This window comes from Streptomyces sp. NPDC050164, assembly GCF_044459945.1.
GTDB lineage: Bacteria > Actinomycetota > Actinomycetes > Streptomycetales > Streptomycetaceae > Streptomyces > Streptomyces coeruleorubidus_A.
In genome coordinates this window covers 40643-64104 of sequence record NZ_JBITJK010000047.1, presented here as the reverse complement: position 1 = coordinate 64104, position 23462 = coordinate 40643, and the positions used below count along the sequence as shown (strand labels likewise).

General features: G+C 69.2%; 21 protein-coding genes. 12 read left to right on the top strand and 9 right to left on the bottom strand.

Annotated elements, in window-relative coordinates; all coding sequences use genetic code 11:
- Positions 1-337: 337 nt before the first annotated feature.
- On the bottom strand, positions 338-1900 hold the full coding sequence (locus ACIBNA_RS39140; RefSeq protein WP_399170030.1) for a sodium:solute symporter: 1563 nt from the start codon (positions 1898-1900) through the stop codon (positions 338-340).
- Between the two features lie 162 nt (positions 1901-2062).
- Between ACIBNA_RS39140 and ACIBNA_RS39135 the strand changes: the two genes are divergently transcribed.
- The 7 genes from ACIBNA_RS39135 to ACIBNA_RS39105 all read left to right on the top strand — a co-directional run bounded on the left by ACIBNA_RS39135 (position 2063) and on the right by ACIBNA_RS39105 (position 7988).
- Positions 2063-2284 carry a DUF3311 domain-containing protein gene (locus ACIBNA_RS39135; protein WP_399170029.1) on the top strand — a complete coding sequence of 74 codons (222 nt, stop codon included), beginning with the start codon at positions 2063-2065 and terminating at the stop codon, positions 2282-2284.
- Positions 2285-2800: 516 nt separating this feature from the next.
- Positions 2801-3358, top strand: a complete 558-nt coding sequence (gene hpt / locus ACIBNA_RS39130; protein ID WP_399170027.1) for a hypoxanthine phosphoribosyltransferase — start codon at positions 2801-2803, stop codon at positions 3356-3358.
- A 54-nt stretch (positions 3359-3412) separates the two neighbouring features.
- Positions 3413-4693, top strand: coding sequence for a hypothetical protein (locus ACIBNA_RS39125; protein ID WP_399170026.1), 1281 nt, complete (start codon positions 3413-3415; stop codon positions 4691-4693).
- On the top strand, positions 4690-5178 hold the full coding sequence (locus tag ACIBNA_RS39120) for an NUDIX domain-containing protein (RefSeq protein WP_399170025.1): 489 nt from the start codon (positions 4690-4692) through the stop codon (positions 5176-5178). Before ACIBNA_RS39125 ends, ACIBNA_RS39120 begins: the two co-directional genes overlap by 4 nt.
- A complete protein-coding gene (locus tag ACIBNA_RS39115) occupies positions 5175-5852 on the top strand; it encodes an HAD family hydrolase (RefSeq protein WP_399170024.1) in 678 nt (225 codons plus the stop codon). The genes ACIBNA_RS39120 and ACIBNA_RS39115 overlap by 4 nt, the downstream gene beginning before the upstream one ends.
- Positions 5849-7297 (top strand): MFS transporter, encoded by a 1449-nt coding sequence (locus ACIBNA_RS39110; RefSeq protein WP_399170023.1) that lies wholly within the window; start codon positions 5849-5851, stop codon positions 7295-7297. The genes ACIBNA_RS39115 and ACIBNA_RS39110 overlap by 4 nt, the downstream gene beginning before the upstream one ends.
- Positions 7298-7706: 409 nt before the next feature.
- On the top strand, positions 7707-7988 hold the full coding sequence (locus tag ACIBNA_RS39105; protein ID WP_399170022.1) for an HAD hydrolase-like protein: 282 nt from the start codon (positions 7707-7709) through the stop codon (positions 7986-7988).
- Between the two features lie 36 nt (positions 7989-8024).
- On the opposite strand, the gene pgi is transcribed toward ACIBNA_RS39105, so the two are convergent.
- The 6 genes from pgi to ACIBNA_RS39075 form a co-directional block, all read right to left on the bottom strand.
- The gene (gene pgi, locus ACIBNA_RS39100) at positions 8025-9683 is read right to left on the bottom strand and encodes a glucose-6-phosphate isomerase (protein WP_399170020.1); all 1659 of its coding nucleotides are present in this window, start codon (positions 9681-9683) and stop codon (positions 8025-8027) included.
- Between the two features lie 122 nt (positions 9684-9805).
- Positions 9806-10636 (bottom strand): phytanoyl-CoA dioxygenase family protein, encoded by an 831-nt coding sequence (locus ACIBNA_RS39095; protein ID WP_399170019.1) that lies wholly within the window; start codon positions 10634-10636, stop codon positions 9806-9808.
- A gap of 27 nt (positions 10637-10663) precedes the next feature.
- Complete coding sequence (locus ACIBNA_RS39090; protein WP_399170018.1) at positions 10664-11626, bottom strand: hypothetical protein; 963 nt, start codon at positions 11624-11626, stop codon at positions 10664-10666.
- Complete coding sequence (locus tag ACIBNA_RS39085; RefSeq protein WP_399170017.1) at positions 11623-12588, bottom strand: hypothetical protein; 966 nt, start codon at positions 12586-12588, stop codon at positions 11623-11625. The genes ACIBNA_RS39090 and ACIBNA_RS39085 overlap by 4 nt, the downstream gene beginning before the upstream one ends.
- On the bottom strand, positions 12578-13348 hold the full coding sequence (locus ACIBNA_RS39080) for an inositol monophosphatase family protein (RefSeq protein WP_399170016.1): 771 nt from the start codon (positions 13346-13348) through the stop codon (positions 12578-12580). The genes ACIBNA_RS39085 and ACIBNA_RS39080 overlap by 11 nt, the downstream gene beginning before the upstream one ends.
- A gap of 71 nt (positions 13349-13419) precedes the next feature.
- Positions 13420-14298: a phytanoyl-CoA dioxygenase family protein gene (locus ACIBNA_RS39075; protein WP_399170015.1), complete on the bottom strand. Its 879-nt coding sequence runs from the start codon at positions 14296-14298 to the stop codon at positions 13420-13422.
- 370 nt (positions 14299-14668) lie between these two features.
- Here ACIBNA_RS39075 and ACIBNA_RS39070 point away from each other — a divergent pair, with 370 nt between their 5' ends.
- From ACIBNA_RS39070 to ACIBNA_RS39050, 5 genes are read left to right on the top strand one after another with little or no spacing between them, the layout of a single operon-like run.
- Positions 14669-15667, top strand: coding sequence for an isocitrate/isopropylmalate dehydrogenase family protein (locus tag ACIBNA_RS39070; RefSeq protein WP_399170014.1), 999 nt, complete (start codon positions 14669-14671; stop codon positions 15665-15667).
- Entirely contained in the window at positions 15664-16812 is a 1149-nt protein-coding gene (locus ACIBNA_RS39065; protein ID WP_399170013.1) for a hypothetical protein, read from the top strand. Before ACIBNA_RS39070 ends, ACIBNA_RS39065 begins: the two co-directional genes overlap by 4 nt.
- Positions 16809-17420 (top strand): hypothetical protein, encoded by a 612-nt coding sequence (locus ACIBNA_RS39060; protein ID WP_399170011.1) that lies wholly within the window; start codon positions 16809-16811, stop codon positions 17418-17420. The genes ACIBNA_RS39065 and ACIBNA_RS39060 overlap by 4 nt, the downstream gene beginning before the upstream one ends.
- 39 nt (positions 17421-17459) lie before the next feature.
- On the top strand, positions 17460-18476 hold the full coding sequence (locus ACIBNA_RS39055) for an FkbM family methyltransferase (RefSeq protein ID WP_399170010.1): 1017 nt from the start codon (positions 17460-17462) through the stop codon (positions 18474-18476).
- Positions 18473-19462, top strand: coding sequence for a hypothetical protein (locus ACIBNA_RS39050; RefSeq protein ID WP_399170009.1), 990 nt, complete (start codon positions 18473-18475; stop codon positions 19460-19462). Before ACIBNA_RS39055 ends, ACIBNA_RS39050 begins: the two co-directional genes overlap by 4 nt.
- Here ACIBNA_RS39050 and acnA read toward each other — a convergent pair.
- Both acnA and ACIBNA_RS39040 read right to left on the bottom strand, forming a co-directional pair.
- Positions 19434-22118, bottom strand: coding sequence for an aconitate hydratase AcnA (acnA, locus tag ACIBNA_RS39045; protein ID WP_399170008.1), 2685 nt, complete (start codon positions 22116-22118; stop codon positions 19434-19436). The two genes, ACIBNA_RS39050 and acnA, sit on opposite strands and share 29 nt — an antisense overlap.
- A complete protein-coding gene (locus tag ACIBNA_RS39040) occupies positions 22115-23251 on the bottom strand; it encodes a hypothetical protein (protein WP_399170007.1) in 1137 nt (378 codons plus the stop codon). The genes acnA and ACIBNA_RS39040 overlap by 4 nt, the downstream gene beginning before the upstream one ends.
- Between the last annotated feature and the right edge of the window lie 211 nt (positions 23252-23462).

The window sequence follows — 23462 nt, the reverse complement described above, 5'->3', positions numbered from 1 at the left end:
CCGCCTTGCAGAGGCACGCACCAGACCCCGCTCGCCGGCACCGAGCAGAACAGTCGCTTCCCTGCGACCTGATCCAAACGACAGACCCTAGGCGGAGGCGACGACGTCGTCCGGCGCCTTCGCCACGTGCTTGCGGGCCACCTGGAGGCGGCGTATGCGCATCCGGGTCAGATTGCACACGCTCGAAGAGACGGGTGAGGGCGGCCTCCCGTTCGAGCTCGGCCGGATCGCTACCGTGGGGTGAGGGCCCTGTCCGCGGTGGCGGGCTGCGGGATCAGCGGTTCGGTGATGGCCGGAGCCGCCTGCGGCACCGGCACGCGTCTGTGCTGTGTGCGTCTCACGGGTTGTTCGCTCCCGTCTCGGGGCGCCGCCTGACGGTCAGGCGGGACGGCAGGCCGGTCGCGTCGGTGCCGCGCGGGACGCCGAGGTGTTCGAGGGCCGCGGTGCCGGCCACCGCGACGGTCAGATTCAGCAGCAGGGCGGCGAGCCCGGCGTAGATCTCCAGCGGCCGGTCGCCGAACCCCAGAGGCACGAGGGACGAGAAGCCCTCGCGTACCACCAGGAAGGTTCCGGCCGCCATGCCCACGGCCCACCCGGCCAGCAGCGCCCGGGGGTGCAGCCGGCCGGTGAACAGCCCGACGGCGACGGCCGGGAAGATCTGCAGGATCCACACCCCGCCGAGCAGCTGGAGGTTGATGGCGTCCTGGTCACGCAGCCCGAACACGAACGCCACTGCCCCCACCTTCGCAGTCAGCGACACCGCCTTGGCGATGCGCACCTGCCGCTTGGGCGTGGCCGTCGGATGGACGTACTCGACGTATACGTTCCGTACGAAGCTGGTGGCGGCCGCGATCGACATCACGGCGGCCGGGACCAGCGCCCCCACCGTGATCGCGGCGAACACCAGCCCGGCCAGCGGCGCCGGCATCAGCCGGTCGACCAGCATCGGCACGGCTGTCTCGGCGCCGCCCTTCGGCGCCCGCACCCCCGCCGCGAGGGCCGCGAGGCCGAGGAAGCAGAAGAGGGCGAGCAGCCCCGTCCAGGCGGGCAGCGCGACGGAGACCTTGCGCAGGGTGCGCGGGCCGTCGGCGGCGAACCCGGCGGTGAGCACGTGCGGGTACATCAGCAGGGCCAGTGCGGAGCCCAGGGCGAGCGTGGCGTAGGCGGGCTGCTGGGCGGAGGACAGGAGCAGGGGGGAGTGGGCCGTGTCCGTACCGCCGAGCCGCCGCGCCGCGCCGTCGAAGACGGCGCCGGGCCCGCCGAGCCGGTCGAGGACCAGCCAGCAGACGGCCGTGAGCGACACGAACACGGCCACCGCCTTGAGCGCGGAGATGACGGCGGGCGCACGGAGCCCGTGCCGGTACGTCGCCACCGCGAGCCCCGCGAACAGCGCCACCATCACCAGATCACCGGCCGCGCCCCGCGGATAGACACCCCCGGCCGTCAACACCGCCCGTATGCCCAGCAGCTGGAGCGCCAGGTACGGCATCGTCGCGAGAATCCCGGTCAGCGCCACCACCAGGGCCAGCGGCGGGGAACCGTAGCGCCCGCGCACGAAGTCCGCCGCCGTGACATAGCCGTGGCGCCGGGCCACGCTCCACAAACGCGTCAGCAGGACGAAGGCGAGCGGGCAGATGACCACCGCGTACGGCACCGCGAAGAAGGCGGGCGCGCCATTGCCGTACGCCAGACCCGGCACCGCGGTGAACGTGTACGCGGTGAAGAGCGTGCCACCGAGCAGCAGCCAGGTCCACCCCGGGCCCAGGCTCCGGTCGGCCAGCGCCCAGCCCTCCAGGGAGGGCAGCCGGTCGCTGGGGCGCAGGCGTCGCGCGGTGACGGCGAGCAGCGACGCTCCGCCGATCACGGCGAGAAACGTCGCGGTCATGGCGCCATCCGCCATGGGTCACCGTCCTTGATGTGCCTGTGCCCTTACCGGAGAGTTGCGGCCCGTCCGGAGGACAGAAAACCGGCGGGAAATCGTCTGGAAATTCCCTGTCAACCAGTTCCGCCGGGTGGGCAACTCTTGCACAGACTCACAACGAGAGGGAGAGGAGCGCAGGTCATGGCGCCCACAGGTCATCGCCGGCTACGGCGCGTCGCGATCGCCGTACTGCTCCTCGCGCCGTCCGCGGGACTGCTGTGGGTCCCCTGGTACGCCGGTGCGAGCCCACGGCTGGCGGGGACGCCGTTCTTCTACTGGTACCAGCTCGCCTGGGTGCCGGGATGCGGCCTGTGCCTGCTCGCCGCGTACGCGCTGACCAGGCACGAACGCGACGGCCCCTGACCGGGCCGAGCAGGAACGAACACCGACGCCGCTGATCCGCGCGCGCCTTCTGTCACACGTCACCGTCGAGTTCCGTCACACATCACCGTCGCGGTGAGGAGCCGCCATGCCACATCCGTCATGCCCGAATCCGGTCTTCCGGCGCCGTCGGGCCCACCACCCGCACGGTCACGTATGACCCTCGCGCCATGGATACGAGCCGGTCCAATCCGCCTGGCCCGCTCAGCGACGCAACTCCCCAGCCCGTAGGGCAAGGGTCTGAGTAGCTGTTGTCGCTCCGATCTTGAGGGGCGTGCGTCGAACGGGAGTCTCGATCGGGTGATCGCAGCCGGCCGCGGGCATGGGAACAGGGCTGGGTTGAGACAGCCGGACCGGAGTTCACTGCGGCAGCATCACAACTCGTATAAATTGGCGACCTGTTGTGCCCATTGCGTGCTGACGTTCGACTGGGTGCAGCGGAGCCGTTTAGTCTGCCCAAGAACACGAAGCTCAGCAAGAGCGACAGAGGGGGAGGGCGTGACTGCCCACGGGGAACTTGCTCGCGTGATGTTAACAAGCCGGCAGATAGGGGACCGTGTCCTGCAACTCGGCGCCGAGATCACCCGGGACTACCGAAACCGGGACCTTGTGATTATCGGCGTGCTCAAGGGGGCGGCCGCCTTCACGGTCGACCTGGCTCGGGCCGTTGATCTGCCGGTCGTCATGGACTGGGCTGCGGTGTCCACATACGGACGAGGGAGCACGGCGGGGACACCCCGGCTACTCAAGGATATAGGCGAGGAACTGGCCGGACGTGACGTCCTGGTCGTTGAGGACATTCTGGATACCGGCACCACGCTCTCGTGGCTCATGGCGCGTCTGCGGGGGCAGGCCCCCGCTTCGGTGAACTGCTGTGTGCTGCTGCGCAAGCCACATGCCGTCGCGAAGCCGGTGGAGCCCCGGTATGTCGGATTCGACATCACCGAGCACTGGGTCGCCGGCTACGGAATCGACTATGCCGAGCGGCACCGCAACCTTCGGGACATCTACGAGGTGCGTCTTCCCTCAGCCGCGCTGTCGGCGTCTTCCTCCTGAAGGACCTACGCAAGGACACTGCCCCGCACCCAGCCTGCCCGGCAGTGACCAGTCATGCCTGCTTGGAGAATTATGAGCACCTTCGACTTTGTCATTATTGGTGCCGGCCCTGCCGGACTGGCCGCCGCTCAGCGGTTTGCCGGATCGCCCTACAGCGTCGCGCTCGTCGACGGCGGAAAACCCGTCGCCGAGCGAGACCGGCATGCCGCGGTCGATATGACGCGTGGGCACGGTGGGGCCGGGCTGTTCTCGGACGGAAAGTTTTCGTTCTTCCCCTCGGCCAGCGAGTTATGGACACTGCCCCGTTCCACCGATCTGCGCCTCGCATACGACTGGACCTGCGACCTGCTCGGCTCCTACGGCCTGGACACCCCTCCCTTCCCGTCCGATCCCACGGCGTACACGGTGGGCAGTGGTGAATGGGTCCTCAAGGAATACCCCTCGGACTACCTCTCGCTGGAGGCACGTCTTCGTCTCACCGCCGATATGGTCGCCGCCGCAGAGGCCACGGTGCTGAACCAGACCGAGGTGGTGAAGGCCGCGTACGAGCCCGCTGCGGATGTGTTCCGGCTGACGCTGTGCGATGCCAAGGGGCAGGAATCGCAGATACTCTCCCGTCGTCTCCTCCTGGCCAGCGGCAGGTTCGGTCCTTTCGGCCTGCGCAGCCTCACGACGGAGCGGTCGTTTCGCCGCTTGGAGGTCGGGTTCCGTATCGAGCAGCCGGCCGACAAGGCATTCTTCAAGGACATGAAGCAACTCGACCCGAAGCTGCGTTTCCGCGAGCAGGACGGCAGCGTGGAGTGGCGTACGTTCTGCGCCTGCCGTGACGGTGAGGCGGCACTGACCGAGACACAGGGACTGTGGACCGTCTCCGGCCGCTCGGACTGCCCTCCGACGGGACGCTCCAACGTGGGCTTCAACACCCGCATCCTGGACGAGACGGTGGCGGCACGGACCATGCCGCCCGCGCTCGACGCCATGGCGAGGGAGGAGTCCTACTTCACCGTGTCCCTGGACGCGCTCATGGACGAGCCGCAGACCGTCGCCGCCTTCGACGATGTCTACGGACCGGAGCTGAGCGAGATCATGGTGCGTGGTCTGTCCCGGCTCGCGGCCGCCTACCCGGTGCTCCGGGACAACGACACCCAACTCATCGGCCCCACCCTGGAAGGCGTCGGCTGGTATCCGAAGGTGAACGGCGACCTGAGACTCCTCGACACCCCCGCCTGGGTGGCCGGCGACGCCTGCGGCCTGTTCCGCGGCATCGTCGCGGCCATGATCAGCGGGCATTACGCGGCCGGCTCGGCACTGCTGGAACTGGAAGCGCTGCGATGACGGGCAGGCCCGACAAGCGCCGTGAACCGGTCATCGGTGTCGGGGCTGTGATAGTGCGGCCCGACGGTGCCGTGCTGATCGGCCACCGGATCAAGCGGGGAGAGACCCCGTGCTGGTGCCTGCCTGGCGGGCACGTCGAGGCGGGCGAGTCCTTCGAGGCCGCCGCTGAACGGGAGATCGCCGAGGAGAGCGGCATCCAGGAGGTGACTCAGACGCGGGTGTTCGCCGTCGCGCTGCGCACCGGCGCGGACCGCACCCACGTGACCGCGGGTGTGGTGGCGCGGGTGGACGCGGCTGCAGTAGCGACCACCCTGGAACCCGAGGTCTTCGACCGCTGGATGTGGGCCCGGCCCGAGGAACTTCCCGTGCCGCTGTTCCCCGCGAGCGCTGCGTTGCTCGCCGCCTGGCAGGCGAAGCCGGTGCCCGACGGATGGACGGTGTACCCAACGGCCGACGCCGTGGAGCTCTCGAGGGAAGGACGGTGAGTCGCCTCCACGTCTTCGACATGGACGGCACCCTGCTGCGTGGCACCACTGCCAGCCTGGAGATCGCGCGCCGACTCGGCTGCCTGCCAGACCTGCTCCGGCTGGAGGCGGACTTCGCAGCGGGGGCGGTCGACACCCGCGGTTTTGCGGCGGAGATCTGCCGGCTGTGGCACGAGCTGACCCCTGAGCTCGCGGCGGACGTCTTCGCACGGGCGCCCTGGATCGACGGGCTGGCGCACGTGCTCGCCGACATACGCCGCCGCGGTGAGCGGTCGATCGTCGTGACCATGTCCCCGGACTTCTTCGCGAACCGGCTGCGCGCGTACGGGATCGACGAGGTGGTCGCCTCCCGCTTCCCCCCGCTGCCGCTGCGCGCCGCGCCCGACCCCGCGGGGATTCTCACGCCCGCTGACAAGGTCACGGCCGTCGAGCGGGTCCGTACGGCACTGGGGCTCACTCGGGACTCGTGCATCGCCTACGGAGACTCCGGTTCGGACATCCCCCTGTTCCAGGAGCTGAACCACACGGTGGCCGTGAACGCGGATCACGCTCTTCGCGCGCTCGCCCGCTACCAGTACGACGGTAACGATCTGCGGGTGGCTTACCGGATCGCCATGGCGCAGTCCTCCGGGCGCGGCGGACCGCCCTCCCCTCACTCCAAGGAAACTCAGTGACCACCAGTTCACAGACGGCAACAGGCGGCTTCCGGTTCGACGCCTGGGCCTGGACCAAACTGCTCGTGCTGTGCACGGCCATCCTCTTCGAAGGCATGAGCCTGTCGAGCATCAATGTGCAGCTGGCCGGTATCCAGCGCACCCTCGACCTGCCGCCCGACCAGCTCCAACTGGTCGCGAGCTCGTTCCTCACCATGTACGCGGCACTGCTTCTCGCCGGTGGCAAGTGCGCTGATCAGTGGGGCCACCGGCGGATGTTTCTGGTCGGCGTAGGAATCTTCGGTGCGGGATCGCTCGGTGCGGCACTCTCCCAAGAGGCGATCTTGCTCATCACGGCCCGGGCCGTCCAGGGTGTCGGCTCCGCAATTACCGCGCCCGCAGCCGTCGCTCTGATCATCCGTGGTTTCCCTGAAGGAGCCCCGCGCAACCGGGCGCTCGGAGTCTTCAGCGCGATGGGCGCCGCGGGCTTCTCCCTCGGTGTCGTCGTTGGAGGGCTGCTGACCGAAGGGGTCGGCTGGCGGGCTGCCTTCCTCGTCTACGTCCCTATGAGCCTGGTAGTCCTGGCCACGGGCACACGCGTCCTCGACCGCGAGACCGACACACAACCACCGCAGAACCGGATGCCCTGGCTGCCTGCCCTGCTCATCACCAGCGGTTTGATCGCCGTCGTCTACGCCGTTGGTCGGGTCGGTACCGGCTCCCTCACCGTGATCGCGCTGATCGCAGCCGTGGGCTCAGCGGCCGTCATCGCGTTCCTCATCATCCAGGCCAAGGCCCCGGCGCCGCTGCTGCCGCTCTCTCTCGTCACCAACCGCCGTATGGCAGCGGCATGCCTAGCACTCGGAGGAGCCTTCGCGGCGATCACAGGCGCCATGTTCCTCGTGGCAACGGACCTGCAGGAGCGCCAGGGATACTCTGCATTGGCCGCGGGACTGGCCTTCCTGCCGCAGGGACTCGCTGTGGGGCTCCTGTCCACGCCGGCCGCCCGCATGGCCAACCGCAGGCCCGCACCTCGTCTGCTGCTGGCCGGACTCACCGTAATCACGGCTGGGCAGCTGCTTTACACCACCGTTGAGCAAGGCGGCTACATCACACACCTGCTGCCCGCGGCCCTTCTGGTCGGCACGGGCATCGCCATCGCCTACCCGGCCTCGGTCATGCTTGCCAGTGAGGCTGCGTCCCTCGACGACCAGGGCACTGCGTCGGGCTTCCTGGTCACCTGCCAACAGGCAGGCGGAGCACTCGGAGTCGCGGCAGTGACCGGCATCCAGAGCATTGCCCCCGGCACCTTCTGGACCGGCTCGTACAGCCTGTGGGGGTGCTTCGCTTTCGCCGCCGCTTCGCTGCTCGGCTGCGTCCTGCTCCTGCTCCCGGGGAAAGGCCGCAAGAGCGGCGCGACAGCCGAGGCACAGCACACCGCGCAACGTGCAGAACGAACCCAATGACATGGGCTCCGCCGGCACCTTCAGAGGTTCTTCTCCATCCATGCGCACGGGGCAGTCATGCGGCCAGCTGCAACTGCCCGCGATGCTCGGGCGGCTCCATCTCGAGATGCAAGGTGCCGAAGCGCCGGATCTTGCTGGTGATGTACGCAGTGGTGGTGACCAGCCAGGAGTGCCGTTGACGCGGTCACCGGTACCGGTACGCACACCACCGCGAGGGGCACGATCGGGTGCGCGATGCGGCGCTCGTGCGAAACGAGCACGGCTGCGAGGCCCACGACAGTGATGACCGCACTGCGCCGGGTATGGCCCGCGTCGCACCGCGATCGCCGGGCTGACCTGGCGTTGGAGGGTTCGGTTCGTACGGGTGGGCGCCCGGCCCGGGAGATGTTCCGACCCCGCTGCCCATCACGTGGCCACCCTCGACGAGGTGTATGTGTGCGCCCAGGCGCTGCCTCGGCGCCGCCGACCCGCTGGCCTGTGCCTTCGTCTGCGACTGGCCTGTGCCTTCGTCTGCGACCGGCTCTTCGAGGACATCGACGGCGCCCGCGCGGCCCGGATCAGGACGATCTGGGTGTCGCACAGCACCATCCCCGAGGAGGAGTACGGTGCGCACGCGGCGCAACCCGACGCGACGGTCCAGTCCCTCGTGCAGGTACTCGACGTGGTCGACGAATGGAGCGGCGCAGCGTAAGCGGTTGGCGTCGGAAGGCCCGGCCGGGGCGGCGCGTCACCGCTTCCAGTCGGCCGAGGCCCAGGCGCGGTACCGGGCGATCAGCGCGGCCGTCGAACCGTCGACAGGACCGCCGGGCGTGCCCCGCGTGAGCGCGGGCTCCAGACACTTGGCCAGTTCCTTGCCCAGTTCGACGCCCCACTGGTCGAAGGAGTCGATGTTCCACACGGCGCCCTGTACGAACACCTTGTGCTCGTACAGGGCGATCAACTGACCCAGCACGGACGGCGTCAGCCGGGGTGCGAGAACCGTGGTGGTCGGCCGGTCGCCACGGAATGTCCGGTGCGGCAGCAGAGCCTCGGCCTCGCCCTCGGAGCGCAGTTCGCTCTCGGACTTCCCGAAGGCCAGCGCCTGCGTCTGGGCGAAGAAGTTGGCCATCAGCACGTCGTGCTGGGCGGCCATGGCCGGCGGGAGATCCGCGGCGGGCCGGGCGAAGCCGATGAAGTCGGCTGGCACCAGCATGGTGCCCTGGTGGAGCAACTGGAAGTAGGCGTGCTGTCCGTTGATGCCCGGCGTCCCCCACACCACGGGCCCGGTCCGGCAGCCCACCGGACGGCCCTGCCGGTCGACGGACTTGCCGTTGGACTCCATGTCGAGCTGCTGAAGGTACTCGGGGAACTTCGCCAGATGACTGCTGTAGGGGAGCACCGCGTGCGACTGAGCGTCGAAGAACTCGCCGTACCAGATGCCCAAAAGGCCAAGGAGAAAAGGAGCGTTGGCCTCGGGGGGCGCGGTGAGGAAGTGCTCGTCCATGGTGCGAAGCCCGGCGAGCAGTTCGGTGAACAGCTCAGGACCGATCGCGATCATCAGCGACATCCCGATGGCCGATTCGAAGGAGTATCGGCCGCCGACCCAGTCCCAGAACTCGAAGACCTGGTCCTTGCCGACCCCGAACTCCGCCGCGTTGCGCGCGCTGGTGGTCAGCGCCGCGAAATGGCGCGCGACCGCTTCCTGCCCGGCGCCGAGCCCGGACAGCAGCCAGTCACGCGCCGCCACCGCGTTGGTCATGGTCTCCAGGGTGGCGAACGATTTCGACGCGACCAGGAACAGCGTCTCGGCAGGCCGCAGGTCGCGCAGCGCGTCGTACAGGTCTGACCCGTCGATGTTCGAGACGAACCGGAAGGTGAGCTCCCGCGCTGTGTAAGGGCGCAGCGCCTCGTACGCCATCGCGGGGCCGAGGTCGGAGCCGCCGATTCCGATGTTCACCACGTTCCGGATGGGTTCGCCGGTGTGCCCGGTAAGCCGGCCCGCGCGCACCTTCCCGGCGAAGGCGGCCATGTGGTCGAGGACAGCGTGTACGGAGGGCACCACGTTCACGCCGCCCGCCTCGACCACGCAGTCACGGGGCGCCCGCAGCGCGGTGTGCAGGACGGCGCGCCCCTCGGTCACATTGACCTCCTCACCGCCGAACATGGCGTCCCGCAGCGGCGCGACGCCGGTCACGGCCGCCAGGTCGAGCAGCAGGCCGAGGGTTTCACGGGTGCACAGGTGTTTGGAGTAGTCGATGTGGAGGTCCCCTGCCCGGACCGCGAACGTGGTTCCGCGCCGCGGGTCGGCCGCGAACAGCTCGCTCAGACCCGCCCCGTCCCACTGCTCGCGATGGCGCCGCAAGGCCGCCCATGCGGGGAGTTCAGAAAGTCGCGCGTCCCGGTTCATGCAGGGATCTCCTTCCCTGGGTACGAATGCCGGCCGATGCCGTGCGAAGGCCCTTCCGGGGCCCGCCGTCCCTCGCTACGGCCGGGCGGCTCACCGGCACGGCACGGCGCCCCCGGCGGGCTTCACAGGGCGGGCTTGTAGCTGGCCGCGGGGTCGGCCGAGTCGCCGAGATGGCCGAGCATCCGCCGCCGCTCACGCGGGAACCGGTCAAGGACCTCGGGGCCGAGGGTGACGTGGTCGTGCGGCACGCACCAGCTCTGCCCGTACCGCAGGATCACCGACCTGCGGATGCCGCCCTGCTGGTTCGGCCCCACCGCGTGCCAGGTCGAATGGGTGTGCACGGTGATGTCGCCTGCCCTGGCGGGGATCTCCACCGCGCCGTCGGGCAGGCGCCCTTCCTCCACCTGGTCGTTGGCCTCCGCCACATAGCAGTTGGGCAGCGCCTCCTTCGGAATCCGCTGATGGCTGCCGCGGACCATGATGAGCCGCCCATGCCCCGGCTGGTCCGCGTCGGTCAGGAAGAACTGGACCTTCGCCTGGATGACGTTGCTCTGCGGCCCCGGGATTACGCGCTGGAGCAGGGGGCCGCCGTCGGTGTGGAAACCGAGCAGGAAGTCCTCGCTCGGATGCCGGGTGAACGCCTCGGAACTCAGCAGCCGGAAATCGGTGCCGAGGAACCTCTCGAGCACCGGCATCACACGCGGGTGGAAGACGAGTTCGTCGAACGCGTCCGTCGCGGCGATGACGTTCTTGATCCGGACGCTCGCCTCCCCCTGGTCGGAGAGCGGCCCTTGCGTCACCTCACGGCGCTTGCGTTCGGCGAGTTCGTCAACGGCCCACCGCATCCGCTCCACGATGTCGGGCGGCAGGATCGAGGGCACGTGCACGAACCCGTCGCGCCGCCAGGCGTCCATGAGCTGATCGGCGTCGTCCGTCCTGTTGGCAGTGGTCACGGGATTCTCCTTCCGGGCCGTGAATCGCTATTCGAGGTCCCACAGACAGAGCCAGCGCGCCCCGAAGACGCCCTCGACCGGCCCCGACTCCGGGGGAATCCGGACCGCCCCGCCTTTCTCAGCGGGCGGCGGCAGCAGAGTCGGCAGCGCCCAGGAGTACGCGGCGGCGAGCATCCCGGCCCCCCTCGCGTCGCGCACCGGCGGGCTCAGGACGACAGGCGGGCGGCCAGCCCTGTACGCGGACTTGTGGGCGGCGACGAGAGCGTCGATGACGGCCCAGGCCGCGAACGGGGTCAGGGCCGACGTGTAGCAGTACGACCGTTCGACGCCCCTGGCCGGCAGCGACCGCGTCGCCCGCGCAAGGAGGACGTCGCAGAGGCGGGGGTCGCGGGCCGGGAAGGGCAGCAGCAGCGACACCCTCTCGGGACGCAGCCGCTCCGCCACCTCCCCGACGCGCGCCGCCCAGAACGGGTCGAGCGCCACTACCCACTGGCAGGAGCGGCCATCCATGGGCTCCAGCCGCGCCCACCATGAGCTGTCGTCGACGGACTCGGCCTCGGCCGCACCGCGGTCTTCGCCCACGCCGGGGTCGTCGCCCGCACCAGAATCCTCATCCGTACCGGCGTCCTCTCCGGCGCCGGGAACCTGATCCGCGCCGGGCCCGCCGTCAGCTCCCGCGAGCAGTACGCGCCGTCCGAGCCCCCGCATCCGGTCGGCCAGCGTGGGCAGCACCGTGGCCAAGTCGGCCGCCGCCAGGCCCGCGGTGTCCAGCAGGTGCCAGTCGGGCAGGTGTCCGCCGCGTTTGAGGTCCTCGTGGGCCGTGGGGATGGGCAGCGAGCGGAGGGAGCCGCGCCAGCCCCGGCTATGGAGGAGGTCGGCCCACAGCGGGATGCGCTCTTCCCTGGCTACGATCCCGCCCGCTGTCCGGCCGGTGACGAGGTCGCCGGGCAGGTGTGTCAACGGGACGGGCAGCAGGCGAGGTCGGCTCATGTGTCCGCCTCACGCACCCGGTCGAACCGGGGGAAGAGCGGCCGCCAGGTGCGGTCCCCGCTGTCCCGCGCCGCCCACAGCAGCGCGAAGCTGTCGTTCGGGGTGTTGTGGGAGAGCACCACGGGCAGGTCGCCCATGCGGTAGCCGGCGTTGATTTGCGTCTTGACGGTCGAGTCGGGGGAGATGCCGAGATACCTGCGCGACCAGGAGCGCATCGCCGCATCGGGGTGCGAGTCAAGGACTTGCGTAACGTGCAGAGCGCATCCCAGGGCGGGGAGTATCGCGTTCAGGTGCCGGACGGCCGCCGTGGAGGCCATCAGCAGGACCACGCTGACGACCGCGCCGCGCGAGGCCGGGTCCGCGAGCCCCCGCAGGAAGCGGCAGGCGTCGGGAACGCGGCCGAAGGGCGCCCCGCCGGCGTCGGCCGGAGCGTGGGCGAGGCTCTTGCCCGTCCCCGAGAAGTCGTCGATCAGCACCAGGTGCCGCAGCGTGGACCCGAACCCGTCAAGGAGCGCCGCATCACTGAAGAATTGACGGTGGGTCAGGTCAGCGATGAGGCGCCGCACGGTGCCCAGGGGAACGCCGTCCGACAGGGCGCAGACCGCCGTCCCGGACAGTTCGGTCTCCAGGTCGCAGCCGTGCCGCACGGCCAGTTCCATCGAGCGCGTCATCAGCCATTCACCGGCGAAGACACGCAGCAGGCTGTGCACCTGATCGCGGGAGACGAAGAGCAGGTTCCCGGCCAGCCAGCGCAGCATCCCCACGCGGTCGCCGGGCTCGGCCTGGCGCAGCCACCCGGTCAGCGCCTCCCAGAAGCCCGTGAGCCGCGGGTAGCGCTCGTACGAGTCGAACTTGGCCTCGGCCAGCACGTCGAGGGTGCTCAGCGCCTCCGCCGTACCGGCCTCCTCGATGGCGGGCCCGAGCAGATCGCGCAGCGCCGCGTACCGGCGGTCACCGAGCATCGCTTGCCCGTTCCGCGTAGAGACCGGCGGTGTACGGTCCCTCACCGACCATCAGGCCACCGGTGGCGGGCCGCCACGCCCCGCCGGCCCAGGTGCGTGGACGCAGTCCCGCCTCCTGGCAGATCAGGAGCCCGGCGGCAGTACCCCAGTCGCAGAGCACCCCGTGCCTGCTGCGGAGCGACTTGACGATCCCGGCGCGGCGCCGCTGAGCCGCCCAGCACAGCTTCAGCGACGTGGACTCCATCCTCTCGGTGTGGTATCCGGCGGCCCGCAGACGGCGCGTCAGCGCCGCGACCTCGGGGACGTCCCTGATCTGCGACTTGACCGACACCAGCGGGGAACGCCGGGAGGCGGCAGACGCGGACAGCCGCTCGCCGCCCCGGTAAGCGCCGCCGCCCGCCGCCGCGAGGAAGACCTCCTCGGTTGCCGGGCGGTACACCAGCCCGAAGACGGGGATGCCGTGCTTCTTCACCGCCATCGTGCACGTATACCGGGGACTGCCGGACGCGTAACTGAGCGAGCCGTCGAGAGGGTCGAGTACCGCCGATACGGGTCCGGTTCCCGGTATCGTCCGACCGAGCCTGTTCATGTGCTCCTCGGCGACCATGGGAATGTCGCCGAAGAAGTCCAGGAAGAGCCGTACGAATTGCAGCTCGGCCTCCCATTCGAGTTCGTTGAGGGTCGACGCGATATCTGGGTCGCGCTGCCTGGAACGGAAAGCGCGGCCGATGTCGCAGAACGCCGCGATGAATTCCCTCACTGGACGCTCGAACAGTCCCGTAGGTAGGATTTCTGGCAGCGAGTCGTAATCACCCACCGTGGCGGGCCGGCTCATGCGAGATCTCCGGATTTGCGTCGCTCCAGATGACGCTCGAATTCGGTCTGCCGCCAGATCTTGTGCCATTCCTCGCTCTCGTCCCAGTGCGGTTCAGGGGTGGGTGGGCGCTGCCGGAAAAGGGGCAGATCCTCGGCAGGGGGACGCATGTAGTGCTTGGTCTCGTGATACGCGCGCAGGATGATGCGCTGCTCGCGGGGGAGTCCGGCCGCCCATTCGGGATCGTGCTCGTCGTAGGCCTGAATCCACGAAGGGGAGTATGAGAGGAACAGATTGATCCGGTCGTGCCGGCTGTTGTTGGGCTCCACCCGGTGCCAGACATCACTGTTCATGAGGGTGATGGTGCCCGGCGGGCAGATCAGCGACCGCTCCCCGGGCCGCGATCCGTTCCCGAGCACGGCCCGATGCCCCAGGTCACGGTGGCTGCCGGGAAGGTGGACGAGGTTGCCGCAGCCCGGAGCACCCAGCTCGGTCAGCCAGTACCCCACCTTGATCTTCAGCGGTGCCGTCGGTGAGAAGACCTGGAACGGGGTCGCCCGCGGCCCGTCGAAATGCCAGGCGTTGAACCTGCCGCCCGGCGGGCGAATGAACAACTCCGACTGCACAAGGCGGAGTTGATCACCATAGAGGTCGTAGGCGTAGCCGATGTGCTGGGCGCCGTCGATGAGCCGGGTGAACGCCTGATGCCGGGTCACCGCGTTACTGACCCGGTATCGCTTGGTATTCATGTCCATCGCAGCGGAAACCTCGCGCGCGGCCTCCAAGAGTTCTGCGGTCTCCTGCTCGGTCAGCGCGCCGGGCAGCGCCACGAATCCCACTTCAAGGAACTCGTGCCACTGCTCTTCGGTGAAACCCGTGGGAACCACAGGCCCCACGTCGCTCTCCGTGGAAAGCTTCGGAACGATGTCGTGAGAACTCGACACGATTCACCCTCTGCCGTCCGGGTCCGCTAGTCCTGCCGAAATGGATTATGGCAAACGTTCCCGCCCGTGACGACGGTGGCAAGGGACAGGAAGATGCAATTGCCTGACCGGAAGCTGACGTGCGAGGGGGTGGACGACGCGCCCGTGATCCGGCCAGGATCTCACCCGCAGCGATTTCCGCCCTCGAAGGGCGCGTTGAAGGATCTTGTCGAAGGGGCACCGTGAACGGCCGCCTCGAGGGACCCTCGAAGAAGGCGTCCCGAATGACTCGAAGGAACCGTCTCGAAGGAACCTACGTCGAGTGGGAGGCAAGGGCCACGGAATGAAGATCGTGATGATAGCAGGGGACGGCGTGGGACCGGAAATAACCGCCGCGGCCGTAAGGGTCGTGGAGGCGACCGGCCTCGACGTCGAATGGATCGAGGCCGACGCCGGCGAGACGGCCCTGGCCAAGCACGGTGACGTCGCCCCCGACCACACCCTGGACCTGATCAGGGAGACCGGCCTGGCGCTGAAGGGCCCGTTCTACACCCCGTCAGGAGGCAGCCGCCGCAGCCCCAACCAGCGGATCCGCCGCGAGCTCGAACTCTACGCGTGCGTACGGCCCATCGACATCCTCAGCCTGCCGCGGCCGGTCCTGCTCGTGCGGGAGAACGTCGAGGACATGTACGCCGCGGTCGAATGGTCACCCGCACCCGGAGTCGCCGAGGGTCTGAAGATCGCCACCTGGCGAGGCTGCACCCGCATCGTCAGGCACGCCTTCGAACGCGCCGCCGCCGAATCCCGGTCCCGGGTCACCCTGGTGCACAAGGCGAACAACCTCAAACTGACCGAAGGCATGCTCCTCGACGCGGCCCGTGAGGTCGCCGAGGACTTCCCCCACCTACGCCTCGACGACCTCATCGTCGACACCGCCGCGGCCCAACTGGTCCTGGAACCCGAGAGCTTCGACGTCATCGTGACCTCGAACACCTTCGGCGACATCCTCTCGAGCGTCGGCGCCGCCGTGGCAGGCAGCCTCGGCCTTGTCGGCAGCCTCAACCGCGGCGACAACGTGATCGTCGCCGAGGCCTCACACGGACATGTCGGCGACCTCACCGGCACGGGCAGGGTCAACCCCCTTGCCATGATCAGCGCCGCCGGGCTGCTCCTTCGCGACGCGGGCCGCACCGACCTCGGCGACGCAGTGCTCGACGCCGTCCGGGAGACCAGGGAGAAGGAGATCCAGACCCTCGACCTGGGCGGCGAGGCCACCACCGAGCAGGTCACCGACGCGGTCGTGCGATCCGTGCGGGACGCCGTGACCCGGCAGGCTGCGTGACCCGGCCGGGCACCGCGGGGCGCCTGGCCCGCGCCCTGCGCGACGGCGACGAGAGCGGCGCTGACACCCTGGTGCGCGAGGCCCTGGCCGAAGGCACCCTCGTCCCCTCGCACACCCACGGCACGCTGTACATCCCCAACACCACGCCGAGGCAGCCCCGCGACGATCGGGGCGGGGCCTCGAAGCGCACCCAGGGCGGCGCCTCGAACCGCATCCGGGACGGCCACGCGGAACCCCTCCGGGACGGCCACCTTCACGGGGCGGACACGCCGCTGTGCGTGAAACGGCACCAGCTGCCCCCGTGTCAACTCGCGCTGCTCCGGCAGGCCTTCGCCCGGCTCCGCGAGGACGGCTACGGCGAATACGTGCCGCACTGGGCGACCGACACCTTCATCGTCTCCCTCTACCTGGAGAACACCGTCGACCTCACCAGCCTGCTGACCCCGGCGGCACCAAAGGACGCGGCGACCGTCAGGCGGACGTGCGCACGTTCACTTCAGCGGTTCCACACGAGGCAGCGGGAGATCAGGACACGGCTCGAGGCAGGCCGGCCCCCGGGCCTGCCCGCCTTCTCCATGACGCAGCGGTGGCAGTGGGCCCGCGGCCAATACCGGAAGATCACGGGGGAGGACCCCTGGGGCGCCATCGGCGACCGCATCGCCCGGCCGCCCGTGCGGTCGAAGGACATGCTGTTCTTCGACCCCAAGCCGGCGAACTACCTGATCCCGGCCCCGCCGGTACGCGCGCGAGAGCCCAGGACGCCGGAGACAGCCCACCGTATCGACCTCGACCTGCTCGTCCTCATCGCTCCTGTCGCCCTCCAGGTCGCCATCGCGCTCTTCAGCCACCCGGTGCCGATCGCAAGGTACGCCGACACCGCCGGAGGCTTCCGCGAGCAGCGCCGCCTCGCCCACCAACTCGCCGCCTCACTCGGCGTCGAAGACACGGAGACCGACGACGCCATCTGTTACCACCTGACCCGCAATTGGGTCTCCGCCATGCGCGACGGGAACCGGGCCAAAAGCGCGGGCCTCCTGCCGTGGCTGGAAGAATGCCTCCGCCAGATCGTGGGCGTGGACACACCCGACACCGTCCGGAGCCTCACGAGCACGACAGCGCCAGGTACTCACGGAGGTCCCGCGTGATCGTCTCCTTCTCCGGAATCGACGGAAGCGGCAAGAGCAGGACCGCACGGGCAGTCGCCGAAGAACTGCGAAGGCGCCGAATCGACGCCCGGTGCAGCATCCCCGCCTACGCGAGCTACAGCGCGTTCAAACAACGGATCGCCGAACAAATGGGCGACCCCTATGCCTTCTACGGAACGCCCGAGGCACACGAAGCGGTGGACTGCCTTGCCACCGACTGGTTGACCTGGTGGTCCGACAACCAGCACCGCGCCGAAGCCGGGACCGTTCTGTGCTGCGACCGCTACCTCCCCGACGTGTACGCCCAGGCCAGACAACTCGACGTACCCGTAGACGACTTGGACCGGCGACTGCACCCGCTGCCCGGCGCCGACCTGGCCTTCCTGCTCCAGGTCGACGCCGTCACAGCCTGCAAACGCATCGAGGCACGCACAGACGCCCGGCCCAACCGGTCCGAGACGCTTCCCTGGCTGGAGCGCCTGGCCGAGGTCTTCACCGACATGACGAACGAACCTCGCTGGCGGCTCATCCCGCTGGACGCGTTCCGGCCGCTCCAGCTCTCCGTCACCGAATCGGTGGACACCGTCCTCCTCCACCACATCCCCTAGACCATCGGCCAGACCAACGGAAAGGACAAGGTGGTTCCCGTGCGCACCAAACAACGCCTGGACGGATGCGCCTTATGGGTGAGGGACGAGTCGCCCTCGGACCTGGCGATCATCAAGGAATGCTGCGAGGACGACACCTACCGCCTCTCCCAGGCCGGACTCGACCCGCACACAGTCGTGGACATCGGCGCCAACATCGGCGCGTTCGCGGTACAGGCCGCCGCGCTCTGGCCGCAGGCCCGGATCCTGGCCTTCGAACCGGAACCCGAGAATTACGAGCTGCTGTGCGAGAACATCGCCGCCAACGGCTTCGAGGACCGTATCGTCCCCGCCAGGACCGCGGTCGGCGTCTCCGGGCAGGCCTACGTCAACAGCGCCTACGGCAAGAGCAGGGTGACCGGCGACGCCGACTGGGGCACCCCGGTCGAATCCCGGACAGTCGCCGAGATCTTCGAAGCCGAGAAGATCTCCCGATGCGACGTACTCAAGATCGACGCCGAGGGAGCCGAGTACACCATCCTCGACCGCGCGGCGGGCGAGGCGCTGCGCCGGGTCGACTACCTCTGCATGGAGTACCACCGGGTAACCGACTACGGGCAGAAACTCGGCGAGCTGCTCACCCGCCTCCAGGAGGACTTCGACTTGTCTGTCCAGAAATACACCACCATGCCGCCCCTGCCCTCGGGCACCGTCCACGGCGCCGGCATGGTCTTCGGCCGCCGGAACACCTCCCTCGCCGAACGGGAACTCCTCGGGGAAGGCCGCGCCGACGACGAGGGCACCGTGACCCTGCGCTTCCAGGTCCCCGACGGCCCCGAGAACTGGTACATCACCAGCGCCGCCGCGCGCTCGACCTCAAGCACCGCGAGCCGCTGCACCCTGGCGGTGCCCGCGGGCAACACCACCGCCATGGGTCTCGACAACGGGGACTACTCGGTACTCGGCGGAATCAGCGCAGGCGTCCACAGGCGGGACACCGTCGGCATGGAATGGACGGGACTGAGCGCGGGCGCCGTCGTGGTCGGCCGGATCGTCCTCACCGCCCCCGGGCGATGAAGGCGCTCACCACGGTGGACGACAAGGTCCGCCACTTCTCACAGGACGTCTTCTTTCGCGAGGCATGGGCCGACGTGCAGGCAGCCCTCGGGGCCGGTACGGAAGCCGTCCTGCAACGCCTCGCGCTCGTCGTGTTCAAACCGGAGTGCATCGCCACCGACCGGGTCGCCGACTCGTGGGAACTCCTCCTCGAAGAGGGGTTCCACCCGGTCTACTGGCGCCCCTTCACACACGACCGGCTCACCGTGCGGGAACTGTGGCGCTACCGATGGTCCGCGCTGCCCCTGCAGCGAGTCCACCTGACCGAGGCCCAGAACACCATAGGACCCTCGCTGCTCACCGTCGCCCGCTACGAGGGGCCGATCCGGCACGTGCCCGCCTCCGTCGTCCTGAACCGGGTCAAGGGCCCCTCCGATCCGGCACGCCGCCACGAACGGCACCTCAGGACACGCCTTGGCAGCGACAGTGTCCTAATCAACTACCTGCACGCCGCCGACGAACCCCTCGACATCGTGCGGGAGTGGGGCGTCCTGATTCCCCCGGACGAACGCCCCCGCATGCTCGCCAGGATCGCCGCGAAGCTCGCCGCCGCGCCCGACCCGTCCGACCTCACCCAACTCAGTGGCGACGCTAAGGACTTGACCGGAGGTGCAGACCCGCCCGAACTCGACTACGCCAAGGTCAGAGCCGGCCTCGAGGATATCCTGCGCAGCGAGCGGACCCGGCATCCGCAAGCGGTAGCCCGGGTACGGGCCATGCTGACGGCGGCCGAGGAACAGTTGCCCGACTGGCGCGAATTCGTGGCGCAGGTACGGGCGATGGCGCCCGGGTGGCCCGACTGGAACCTGGTGGTCACGGGCGCCGGGCTCGCCTCCCGCGTCACCGGTCCCGGCGGGCCCGAGTCGATCAGCGACGACGGATCAGCCGGCTGGTGGCGGGGGGAAGGCGAGATGGTGCTCAACCAGCGGGTGACGCACCCGACATGAGGGTGTGCAGCGCCAGGCGCAGCACACCTCCGTGCCGCAAGTACTCCAGCTCCTGCGCCGACTGCACGCACGCCGTGGCGATGAAGTGCCGCACCGGGGCGCCCGCTTCCCGCACCCGCACCGTCACCGGGCCGCCGGGCTCCAGGACTTCGAGCCCGACGAGGTCGTACTCCTCGAAGCCGCTCAGCCCCAACTCATCAGCCGACGCGGGAAGTCGCAGGGGCAGGATACCCATGCCGACCAGGTTGCTGCGGTGAATTCGCTCGAAGTCACGTGCGAGGATGGCACGGACACCGAGCAGATACGGGCCCTTCGCGGCCCAGTCGCGCGAACTGCCCATGCCGTAGTTGGTCCCCGCGAGCACGATGGCGGGCACACCACGCTTCGCGTACCCGGCCGCAGCCTCCTGAACGGTCACAGGGGCGGCGCTCGGCCGTGTCCTCGTCCACCCGCCGGTCCGCTCGGGCACCAGCCTGTTCCGCAGGCGGACGTTGCCGAATGTGCCCTTGGCGAGGACCTCGTGGTTGCCGCGCCGGCATCCGAAGGTGCCGAACTCGTCCTCACTCACGCCCAGTTCGGCCAGATGGCGCCCTGCTGGCGACGCCAGGGGAATCTCCCCGGCCGGGGAGATGTGGTCGGTGGTGAAGAAGTCCCCGGCGTGGACCAGGACCCGCGCGCCGGTGATGTCCCTCAGACCGGATCCGGCGTACTCGTCCCCGAAGAAGGGAGGTTCGACGAGGTACGTCGACTCCGGATCCCAGGCGAACAGGTCACCCGGCGCGTAACCGACGGACTCCCAGCGCGTGCCACCCTCGAACAGGTCCTCGGCCGCCGCGCGGTACAGCTCGGGCCGCTGCGAACTGCGCACCAGCTCCTCGACCTCGTCGGACTCGGGCCAGATGTCCGCCAGCATGACCGGCCTGCCCTCGGGCGTCGCACCCAACGGCTCGGAGGTCAGGTCGAGCCGTACCGAACCGGCCAGCGCCCAGGCCACGACAAGCCCGGGGGACGCCAGATAGGCCCACTTGACCTGGCCGTGGATCCGGCCCTCGAAGTTCCGGTTCCCGGAGAGGACGGCGGCCAGCCCGACCCCGCTGTCGGCGGCGCCCGCGGCCTGCTCGGTCAGCGGCCCCGAGTTGCCTATGCACGTGGTGCAGCCGTAGCCGACCACATGGAAACCCAGCTTCTCCAGGTCGGGCAGGAGACCCGCCTCGTCGAGATACCGGGTGACCACCTGCGACCCCGGCGCGAGGCTGGTTTTCACCCAGTCGGGCACCCGCAGCCCGAGCCGCACCGCGTTGCGTGCCACCAGGCCGGCGGTGACCATGCCCGCCGGGTTGGCGGTGTTGGTGCAGCTCGTGATGGCGGCGATGGCCAGAGCGCCGTCGACCAGAGCGCCGTCGGCCACTGCGGCGTCGGCCACTGCGGCGTCGGCCGGTGTGCTGCCGGGTAGAGCACCGTGGGCCGACGCGCCGCCTGCCGGTTGAGCTCCGGCAGCCGTGCCGGTGCCGCCGCCGGTGTCGGTGCCAAGGCTCGCGGGCACCTGCCGCAGCGGCAGACGGTCCTGCGGACGCCGCGGGCCCGCCACGCACGGTTCCGCCTCGCTGAGATCGATGTCGATCCTGCGGGTGTAATCGGTCCCCGAACCGTCCTCGCGGAACAGCCCCTGCTCCTTGGTGTACCGCTCGACCAGGTCGCACAGATCGCGGTCGCCGCGAACCAGCATCAGATAGTCCAGTACCCGGCGGTCCACCGGGAACAGGGCGCAGGTGGCACCGTACTCCGGCGCCATGTTCGCGATCGTGGCCCGGTCGTACACGTTCAGCGCGGCCAGCGCAGGGCCGTGGAACTCGAGGAAACGGCCCACGATGTCGTGCTGCCGCAACCACTCGGTGATCAGCAGGACCACATCGGTCACCGTGCTGCCCGGCGGGGGAGCGCCGGTCAGCCGTACGCCCACGACCTGGGGGTCGGCCAGTGGTAGGGGGTGTCCGAGCATGACGGCCTCGGCGTCGATGCCTCCCACGCCGAACCCCAGCACACCGATCGAGTTGATCATCGGCGTGTGCGAGTCGGTGCCGAGGACCGTGTCGGGGCAGACCAGGGGAGTGGCCCCGCCGCCCTGCACGCTCACCACCCTCGCCAGGTGTTCCAGGTGAACCTGATGGATGATGCCCTTGCCCGGCGGAATCACCCGCAGATTGTCGAACGCCGCGTCCGCCCAGTGCAGGAAGGCGTAACGCTCCCGGTTCTGCTGGTACTCGCGCGCCAGGTTGTGCTCGAGCGCGCCTCGTGTCCCCGCGTCGAACGCCTCGACCGAGTGGTCCACGACCAGGTCGACTGGCACGACCGGTTCGACGGCCCTGGGGTCGAGGCCCGCTCGCCGCAGGCTCCAGCGCATCGCGGCCAGGTCCATGAAGGCGGGGATCCCGCTGTGGTCCTGGCAGACGATGCGGGTGGGGGAGAACGGCACCGTCCCGCCGCTCCCCTCGACGAACCGGCGGGCCGCCTCGACGCCCCGGCGGCGCAGTTGCATCTCCAGCAGGATCAGTGTGGTGACGGGCACGCGTGCGGGGTCGGTGCCGAGCGCGTCGTGGATCGGCACGTAGGAGACGTCCCCGCCGAGCGTGCTCAGGACTGCCCGGGGGGCGCTCACGCGAGGGACCGGTCCGCGATCGCCCGCTCGTGGATCTCGAGAAGCTGCGCCGTCTCCACCGCGCTGCCCTGGCGCATCGCGAGCGCGCGCACCTCGCCGAGGCAGCGGCCGAGGAGTTCGTCGTCGTAGTCCTTGCCGTTCTCGTCGAAGAGAGAACGGATGAGGGCCCGGCCCGAGTGCTTTCCGAGGATGTAACGACGCTCGCCGCCCACCGCCTCGGGATTGATCGGCTCGAAGCTGCTGGTGTCCTTGAGCATGGCATTGACGTGAATGCCGGATTCATGCGCGAAGACGTTCTCCCCGACCACCGGGTGCCACGGCGGGGCCGCATGCCCGGCGGCCTCGGCCACCGTGCGCGAGAGCAGGGTCAGCTGCGTCAGGTCGATGCCGAGATCGACGTCGTAAATGTACTTCAGTGCGGTCGCCATCTGCGCCAGATCGGCCATTCCCGCGCGCTCGCCTATTCCGTTCACGGTGACGTGGAAATAGCGTGCGCCTGCCTGAAGGCCCGCCATCGTGTTGGCGACTCCGAGCCCGAAGTCGTTATGGGCGTGGCACTGCATGTCGATGTCGCATTCCCGGGCTATCGCACCGATCCGCTCCCCGTATGCCTCGGGTCCGAGGATTCCGATGGTGTCGGACATCCGCAGCCGGTCGGCGCCCGCCTCGTGCACCGTGTGCGCGTACTCGACCAGGAATCCGGGGTCCGCCCTGCCCACGTCCTCCGCGCTGATGGAGACGAACGCGCCCCGGTCCTTGGCGCAGCGCACCATGTCGCGGGCGGTGGACAGCAGCCACTTGCGGTCCCGCCCCACGCTCTTGGCGAGGTGCAGGTCGGAGGCCGGCAGGCCCATGTGGACCGAACGGAACCCCAGGTCGAGGGATTGCTCGATGTCGGCCCGCACACCCCGGTTCCAGGCGACGAGTCGCGCCTCGTCCTGCCGCTCGACCACGCTTTTCAGGAACTTGAGTTCCTCGCCGCCCATCGCGGGAATTCCGACTTCCACGTGGGTGACACCGGCCGCTATCAAACGGTCGAGGATTTTCGACTTCTGTTCCTTGGTGAAGGCTATTCCGGGAGCCTGCTCGCCGTCGCGCAGAGTCGTGTCTTCCAGGATGAGGTCGTTCCGCATTTTCTCTGCCCTCTCTCAAGTGGCCTGTTCGGCATGGACGGGCTAACGTGACGCAAAGCAAAACAGGGCTGCCTCGCGTTCATGTGTTCTGTCGATGTTGGTCAGCGGCCCGAGGCTTGTCAAGGGCGGGAATCGGGGTGATGTGTTTGACATCATGAGGTCACCTTGAATGGCAGCAAAATGACAAGAAGAAATCTTGTTCGCGTGATGT